6 protein-coding genes are annotated in these 7,733 nt (G+C 66.8%); 3 read left to right on the top strand and 3 right to left on the bottom strand.

Features of this window, described 5'->3' with window-relative positions:
- Nucleotides 1–109 precede the first annotated feature (109 nt).
- From ACFVTE_RS13005 to ACFVTE_RS12995, 3 genes are all read right to left on the bottom strand, one after another.
- Nucleotides 110–2,101, bottom strand: coding sequence for a multicopper oxidase family protein (locus ACFVTE_RS13005; RefSeq protein ID WP_387100958.1), 1,992 nt, complete (start codon nucleotides 2,099–2,101; stop codon nucleotides 110–112).
- 189 nt (nucleotides 2,102–2,290) lie between these two features.
- The gene (locus ACFVTE_RS13000) at nucleotides 2,291–4,210 is read right to left on the bottom strand and encodes a cytochrome c oxidase assembly protein (RefSeq protein ID WP_387100956.1); all 1,920 of its coding nucleotides are present in this window, start codon (nucleotides 4,208–4,210) and stop codon (nucleotides 2,291–2,293) included.
- A 309-nt stretch (nucleotides 4,211–4,519) separates the two neighbouring features.
- On the bottom strand, nucleotides 4,520–5,536 hold the full coding sequence (locus ACFVTE_RS12995; RefSeq protein ID WP_387100954.1) for a hypothetical protein: 1,017 nt from the start codon (nucleotides 5,534–5,536) through the stop codon (nucleotides 4,520–4,522).
- Between the two features lie 6 nt (nucleotides 5,537–5,542).
- Between ACFVTE_RS12995 and ACFVTE_RS12990 the strand changes: the two genes are divergently transcribed.
- From ACFVTE_RS12990 to ACFVTE_RS12980, 3 genes are read left to right on the top strand one after another with little or no spacing between them, the layout of a single operon-like run.
- A complete protein-coding gene (locus tag ACFVTE_RS12990) occupies nucleotides 5,543–6,436 on the top strand; it encodes a hypothetical protein (protein WP_387100952.1) in 894 nt (297 codons plus the stop codon).
- A 6-nt stretch (nucleotides 6,437–6,442) separates the two neighbouring features.
- Complete coding sequence (locus ACFVTE_RS12985; RefSeq protein WP_387100950.1) at nucleotides 6,443–7,435, top strand: HAD-IIA family hydrolase; 993 nt, start codon at nucleotides 6,443–6,445, stop codon at nucleotides 7,433–7,435.
- Between the two features lie 9 nt (nucleotides 7,436–7,444).
- Nucleotides 7,445–7,732: a hypothetical protein gene (locus ACFVTE_RS12980; protein ID WP_387100948.1), complete on the top strand. Its 288-nt coding sequence runs from the start codon at nucleotides 7,445–7,447 to the stop codon at nucleotides 7,730–7,732.
- The last annotated feature ends 1 nt before the right edge of the window (nucleotide 7,733 follow it).

Here is a 7,733-nt window from a genome sequence, read left to right as displayed (position 1 = left end):
TACTGCACCCGGGAGGGTGTGGGAGAGTAGGTCACCGCCGGACAACCATTAGGTCGAGAGCCCCAACCACACGGTTGGGGCTCTCCCGCATTTAAACCGGAACCGCCATTCAGCTGGTCCTGACACTCGCCGTCGCAGTCCCGCCAACGCTCGATTCGGCCTTGACTGCGGTGACCTGCTTGGCGGGTCCGGGCTTGACGGTCAGCGTCCAGGCTCCCAAGGTGTTGGCCTTCACGGTCCCCAAGCGGGTGGCGGCACGTCCCGGCGTGACGTCGTACAGCACGACCGTGGCCGAGGTGGGCGCCGTCGAGCCCGCGAACTTGGAGGTTCCGGCGAAAGTCATGTCCTTCTTCAGCCGGTGCCGGGCGCTGGTGATGGCAACGACGTCTTTCTGTCCCACGCGTGCCGCTGCCGGGGAGGGGGCGGGCGCCGGCGGCGATGCTACGGGGGACGTGGCCGGAGTCGTCGTCACCGGTGCAGCCACCTCTGCCGGGTGGGTAGTCTCCGGCGCCGGCGCGTCCGCCGGTGCGGCCTGACCCGGCGCCGGTTCGTTGATCGGATGCGGCCGTACTGCCTCGACCGGATGATTCGGATCCGGGTTGTTCGTGTCGATGCCGACGCTGAACTGGGCCATCATGTCGTGGTCCTCGTGGGGCAGGTTGTGGCAGTGGATCATGTACCTGCCGCGGTTGTGCTCGAACTTCATGAGTAGTCGGACCGTTTCCCCTTCGCCCACGTAGACCACGTCCTTAGGCCCCTTCTCATGCGCGAACGGCGCCTGCCCGTTGCGGCTGAGGACTTGGAAGTCCACCAGATGGATGTGAACCGGATGGAACCACCCTCCTGAGCTGTTTTCTATCTCCCAGATTTCCACGTCGTCGAGGTCGGGATTGGCAAGTACCTTCCGGTAGCCACTCTGGACCACCTCGTCCCACGTCATCCCCCCGATAGTCCAGACATCGTTGTCCCGCTTCACCCGCATGTGCCTGGTCTTCACCGAGTCTGACGTCTTGAGGCTCATGGTCAGGCTCGGGGCGAGAAGTGTCGGCAGCACCCTGGCGCCGGGTCCGGACGTGTCGACAGGCTCGTCTGTCACGTCGAAGGCCATGACCCTGCCGGTGAAGTCGTAGTCCACATTGTTCTTGTTGGACAGATTGCGCAGTTCCACCCGCTTGCCGACGGGGTACTTCGAAAAGTCGATGAGCACCTCATAGCGCTCTGCGCCGCCGTGTCGCCAGGATGTCACCTGCTGGGCGGCCGGCATCAGGCCCCCGTCCGTGGCGACGATGGTCATGGCGTCCCCCGTGTTCAGGGAGAATCGGTAGGAGCGCGCAATGGATGCGTTGAGTATGCGGAACCGGTAGATCCGTCGCTGGACCTTCATCACCGGCCAGGGCGCCCCGTTGACAAGAATAACGTCGCCCCACAGGCCGGAGTGGGTGTTGTCGTTGTAGCCGAGGGAGCCGTTGGCTGCGAACATGGCGTCGGACACGGTCAGCGGCACATCGAACTTTCCCTGCGGAAGAAGGCTGCCTTCCACTTCGTCGTGCAGGTGGTACTGGGCGGCCAGGCCGGAGTAAACGCTCTGGCCCGTATTGTGCACGGCGTGGTCGTGGTACCACAGGGTCCGTGCCGGCTGGAAGTTGGGGTACTCGTAGTCTTTGCAGTAGTCCCGGCCTGTGAGGTCATTGGCGTAGCCGTCGAACTGAGGGAGCGACGCAGACCCGTGCAGGTGGGTCGAAGTGTCAAGCCGGTACCCCCACTGCGGGTGGAACAGAGGCAGGACGTTGTCCATTTCGAGGGTGATGCGTTCGCCCTGGTTCACTTTGATGGTCGGGCCAGGGAATGTCCCGTTGTAGCCGAGGATAGGAGTGCTGAGCCCCGGCACGATGTTTGCCAAAGCAGCTTTCTGCTCAATTTTGTACAGGTGCCGCTTGCGGCCGTCGGGGTCCACCGTCGTGCTCGTGGGCCGGAGTATCTCGGGGATGGGAAGTGTCCGCTGGTAGGGCTTGGGCATGTTGCGGGACGCCAGCTGGCTCGCCGACTTGGCGTTGACCGACGTCAAGGGTACAGCCAGGCCAAAGGCACCGATGATCCCCACTCCACCTATTTGCAGTGCCTGACGGCGTGTAACTGACACGACTACCTCCGACGTCGCTAGAAAGTCCAATTGATTTAGTTGAAGGGTGTAATACCTACCCTGCGGAAACCTTGAGGAAGAAAGGGTTGCCGGCGGCCTTCTTTGGGTGGAAAGCCACCCACGGCTCGCCTTTCTGGGAGAGCGTGCCCATCAGGTTTCTGAGGACATCACAAGGTCGTGGGCGCGCTCCGAAGAGGAACGGACCCGTCTTCCCTTTCCGGGGGCGGGGCGGCGGCGGGCCCGGTACAGTACAGCCCCGGCCGCTGTTGCAAGCGTGCCGGCCGCGATGACCCACATGGCCATCCCCGCCGGCTCCACGACCGCAAGAACCGGCTGGTCCCAGGGCTGGCCCACACTGATCAGCCACTCCTGCCGTCGCGAGTCCGGCAGTTGATCAGCTTGTTGGGCCAGCGCCCAGCCGTGCACCCCGTAGAGGGCTGCCACGGCACCTATGGTCGCGAGCCTGGCGGCCACTGACGATCCAGGCCCGCGGTCCGCGGGACGGGCAAGGGATGCGGCAAACAGGCAGCCGGAGAACAGGGCCAACAGGGCCATGGCCTGGTACCCGAACTGGGTACGTGACGAGTACTCCAGCAATGGCGTGTAGTACAGGGCAGCGAGCACTGCGGCCAGGCCAGCGGCCGCCACATAGGACGCCGACGTAGCATTCAGGACCGGGCGCAGCGTAAGACTGAGGGCTTCTTCGCCGCCTATCGTTCCGTCCTGCCTGGGCATGGCGGCGAGCCTGGCCAATGTCAGCGGCGCACCGGGAAGCAGCAGCAGCGGTACGACAGCAATGAGAAGCATCTGCGTCGTGACATGGGCACTGATCAGGAACTCCTGGTAGAAGCGAAGTCCTCCGTTGGTAACCAGAAACAGCAATGCGACACCGGTAAACCAGAGGCCGGCGCGGTAGACAGGCCAGTGCCCGCCCCGGTTCCGGACGCGGTGTATTCCGGCCCCATACAGGAACGCGGCGACGGCGCAGAGGAAGATCCACAGGGCGTCGGGCTTCCAGTTGGTGAACATATCCACCAGACCCGGAAGACGCAGCGAAACCGGGGCGGGCGTTGCCTGCGAAACCGTAGGCGGCGGGGTGCGCGCCAGGGCCGCCGCAAGTCCTGATGCGGCTGCCATGACGGCTAGCTCGGCCACTGCCAGGGCTGCGAACGCGGTCCGTGCCCTGCTCGGGACCGATTCCAGCTTTGTGAGGATCCACTTCCGGTGCAACGCACCGAACACGCCGAGAACCCCCAGAAGTGCGGTTTTTACCACGAGGATCAGGCCGTACTGAGTGGCCAGCCCGTCGAGCGTTCCGAGGCCTGTCAGCCCAGCCGATACGCCCGAGATGGCCAGGGCAAGGAAGGACAGCAGCGCCAACGTCGAGTAGCGCCGGACTGCGGCCAGCAAATCCGTTCCCAGCGTCCGCTGCAGCAGGACAATCGTGGCCAGGCCGCCGATCCAGATGGCCGCCGCGACCATATGCATGACCACCGAAACTGTACTGTCGGAGTGGCTGGCACCGCCGGCGGCATGCGAATTCAGGGCCAGGGGCAGGAGCCCCGTGGAAGCCAGCACCGCCGTGGCAGCCACAGCCCGCTGGCTCTGGACGCCGAAGCACAGGAGCGCCACGATTGCGGTAATCACGACTGTCAGGGCGCTCCTTCGGCCGGCGTCAACGTCCGTCAGGAAACTGACGAAGATGCTCCCGGATCCTTCCGAAAACAGCGGGAGGTTAGCCAACGAGTGGAAGGTGAGGACGCTGATCGCGGCTGCGGCGGCCGTCCAAAGCACTGCGGAAATGCCGGCAAGGACCAGCGCCTTCGAGAACGCTTTTCCCGTCGGGGGGAGGGCGAAGAGCGCCAGGATAAGTGGCCCGACAGTTCCGGCGGCCGCGACGTTGAAAACAAGTTTGGCAGCTGGAAGCCCCCAGATGACCGCCGCGCCGGTCCGGTCCAGGAATGCTGCCTCCCTGCCGGCCTCGGCCGAGTAGGCAACGAACAGTGCCACTAACCCGCAACCCAGGATCATGGCAGCAGCAGCCACCGGCTTGGTCCGTGATTTCTTCATGGTTCCCCCTCGGCGGATGCTGTGGGAGCCAGTCTTGCCACGCCTCCTTGGATTTTTCCTGTGGGTTGTTGCGCTCCTCCGGACGCCGGAAGGCATGATCGGGGGCCCCTGCCCACAGCGGATTGAGTGGCCCGTGCCTTTGTGAGGATGCACACGCCAGCCTGTGGGAGGCCCTCGCCGTTAGTGGCTGGCACCGGCTCTCACCTAGAATTGCTAGAGATATGCGGACACCGGATGCTTCACTTCGGGTCGCGCAGGACAACCAAACACGGACAAGAGCGGCTGCACATCGCGCCAGTGGTCGGCTCACTACAGGAGGAATCCACCATGGCTGAGCACAAGGGCGGCGGTTACCGCGGCGGAAACGACCGGGGGGACTCGGGAAGCAACCGGGGACGGCAGGGGGGCCCTTTTAGGGGGACCAATAATTCCGGCGGGGATCCGCGGGGCTTCCGCGCCCGTGACGGCCGCGGTTTCGGCGGTGACTCTGACCGTAAGCCGTTCTCTGACCGTCCGCGGCGGGAGGGGGACGGTGACCGCCGCGGTTTTGGCGGTGGCGAGCGTAAGCCGTTTGGTGACCGTGACCGTAAGCCGTTCTCTGACCGTCCGCGCCGTGAGGGCGACGGCGACCGTGACCGCAAGCCGTTTGGTGACCGTCCGCGCCGTGAAGGTGAGGGTGACCGCCGTGGTTTCGGTGGCGGTGAGCGCAAGCCGTTTGGTGACCGTCCGCGCCGTGAAGGTGAGGGTGACCGCCGTGGTTTCGGTGGCGGTGAGCGCAGGCCGTTTGGTGACCGTCCGCGCCGCGAGGGTGAGGGTGACCGCCGTGGTTTCGGTGGCGGTGAGCGCAGGCCGTTTGGTGACCGTCCGCGCCGCGAGGGTGAGGGTGACCGCCGTGGCTTCGGTGGCGGCGAGCGTAAGCCGTTCGGCGATCGTGACCGCAAGCCGTTCTCTGACCGTCCGCGCCGCGAGGGCGACGGCGACCGCCGCAGCTTTGGCGGCGGAGACAACCGCCGCCCCTTCGGCGACCGGCAGGACCGGGCGCCCCGCGAGGACCGTGCCGGTTGGCAGGACCGCGGTGACAGGCAGGACCGCGGACCCCGTGGCTTTGAGCGCGGCGAGTCCGGCCCCCGCCAGTTCGGCCGCGACAGGGCAGAGGACCGCCCCGCCCGCGTCCCCAACGCCCGCGACCTCCGCAGTGCCAACCGCCCGGACCGTGAGCGTTCGCCCGAAATCGACGAGGACGTCACCGGCAAGGAACTCGACCGCGCCACGCAGCACCAGATCAAGACCCTGGAATCCAACAGCGCGGAATGGGTCGCCCGCCACCTCGTGATGGCCGGACGGCTTATCGACGAGGAACCTGAACTGGCGTTCCAGCACGCCCTCGCCGCCAGCCGCCGCGGCGGACGCCTTGCGGCCGTCCGCGAGGCGGTGGGCCTCACGGCCTATGCCGCCGGACACTACGGCGAGGCCCTGCGTGAGTTCCGCACCTACCGGCGCATCAGCGGTTCCAACGTCCACCTGCCCGTGATGGCCGACTGCGAACGCGGCCTGGGCCGGCCCGACCGCGCCCTGGACGTCGTCCGCTCCGAGGAGGCCCAGGACCTCGACGCGCCCGGCAAGGTAGAGCTGGCGATAGTCGCCTCCGGCGCCCGCGCCGACCTTGGCCAGCCGGACGCCGCCGTGGCCGAGCTGGAAATCCCGCAGCTGGACATCAACCGCGCCTTTTCCTACAGCCCGCGCCTGTTCCGCGCCTACGCTGACGCCTTGACCGCCGCCGGCCGCGAAGCCGAGGCCGGCAAGTGGCAGCGCCAGGCCGTCGTGGCCGAAGAAGCCCTGGGCCTGGGCATGGCCGAGGAACCCGACATCATCGACCTCGGCTGGGACGAGGAAGAGGAAGCCCGGGAAGAAGCCGAACGCCGGAAGCGGATTGCGCAGGCAGCAGGGACGGCGGCGCAGGACGAAAGCGAGTCTTCCGCCAGCCAGACGGCCCCCGGCATCAGCGCCGCGGAGGAAGCTGCCGCGCAGCGCCCCACATCGGACCTCGCTGGAGACAACCCGGTGGAAGAAAACCTGGACGACGCCGAAGCGGACTACTTCGAATCCGACGACGCCGAGTCCGACGAGGACTCCGCCGAGCACGATGAGGACGCCGAGGACGAAGTTGAAGCCGGGCACGCCGAAGAGCAGGATGCTGACCGCCGCCAGAACGGCTCGGAGGACTGATCGCACATGAGTGAAGCACAACTGATTTCCCGGTTCGACGCCCTGCTGGCCGACCTGGACGGAGTGGTCTACAGGGGTCCCCACGCCATCCCCGGAGCTGTGGAGTCCCTGCAGGGGCTGGCCGGGATCGGCGTCGGCCTCGGGTACGTGACCAATAACGCCTCCCGTACCCCGGCACAGGTTGCGGCGCACCTGCGTGAGCTTGGCGCCCCGGCCGAGGACCACCAGGTGGTGAGTTCTTCCCAGGCCGCAGCCGACCTTCTGGCGTCCCTGCTTTCCCCGGGTGCGGCCGTGCTGATTACCGGCAGCCCGGCGCTGGCCCACGAGGTTGAGCTTGTTGGCCTGAAGCCGGTGCACAGCGCCGAGGAGAATCCCGTGGCAGTGGTGCAGGGCTTCAACCCTGGGATCGGCTGGAAGGAGCTCGCAGAAGCATCCTTCGTCCTCGCCGACGGCGACGTGCTGTGGGTTGCGACGAACACTGACATGACTCTCCCGCAGACCCGCGGAACGGCGCCGGGCAACGGCTCCCTGGTGGCTGCCGTCTCGGCCGCAACCGGCCGCCAGCCCCTCGTTGCCGGCAAGCCGGAGGCCCCGCTCTTCCACGCGGCTGCCAAGCGGCTGTCCTCGGACCGGCCGCTGGTTGTCGGTGACCGCCTCGACACTGACATCCTGGGCGGCAACCGGGCAGGCTTCGCCACGGTGGCCGTGCTGACCGGCATCGACACCCTGGAATCCATGCTGGCAGCCAAGACGGACGAGCGTCCCCGCTACATCATCCGCGACCTGACCGGCCTGTATGAGCCGTATCCGGAGATTGATAACGACGGCGGGACCTTCCGTTGCGGGAACGCCGCGGCCACCGTTGACGGCAATGCCGTCCGGATCACCGGGGCGAAGGACAACCTCGATTCGTGGCGCGCGGCATGCGCGGCATGGTGGACGGCCCGACCCGACGCCAGCAGCCCCACGGCTCCCGAACTCGAATGGCTGGATCAATAAACTGGTGCCATGCCCGAGTTGAATTACGACGCGCCCGGCGCGGGGGCCGCGGACCTCTTCTGGCCGGAACTGGCGGCGCCCGGCAACGGTCCGGACAGCAGCAACCCGGACAGCGGAGTCACTGACCCCGCTGTCCGGACCATCCTGGACCAGGTCCGCGAGGTTCCCGGGCTGCCCGTTTCGGAGCACCCGGCCGCCTATGCCGGCATGCACGATGCCCTGCTGGAGGCCCTGAATGAGGAGCCCCGGCACGAGGAGCGGCATGAAGAACCGCGGCCTGGACCGGGTGCCGCCTGAC

This window comes from Arthrobacter sp. NPDC058097, from assembly GCF_042884885.1.
Classification (GTDB): Bacteria; Actinomycetota; Actinomycetes; order Actinomycetales; family Micrococcaceae; genus Arthrobacter.
Note: the sequence above shows the minus strand (reverse complement) of the source record. Positions and strands in the feature narration are given on the sequence as shown.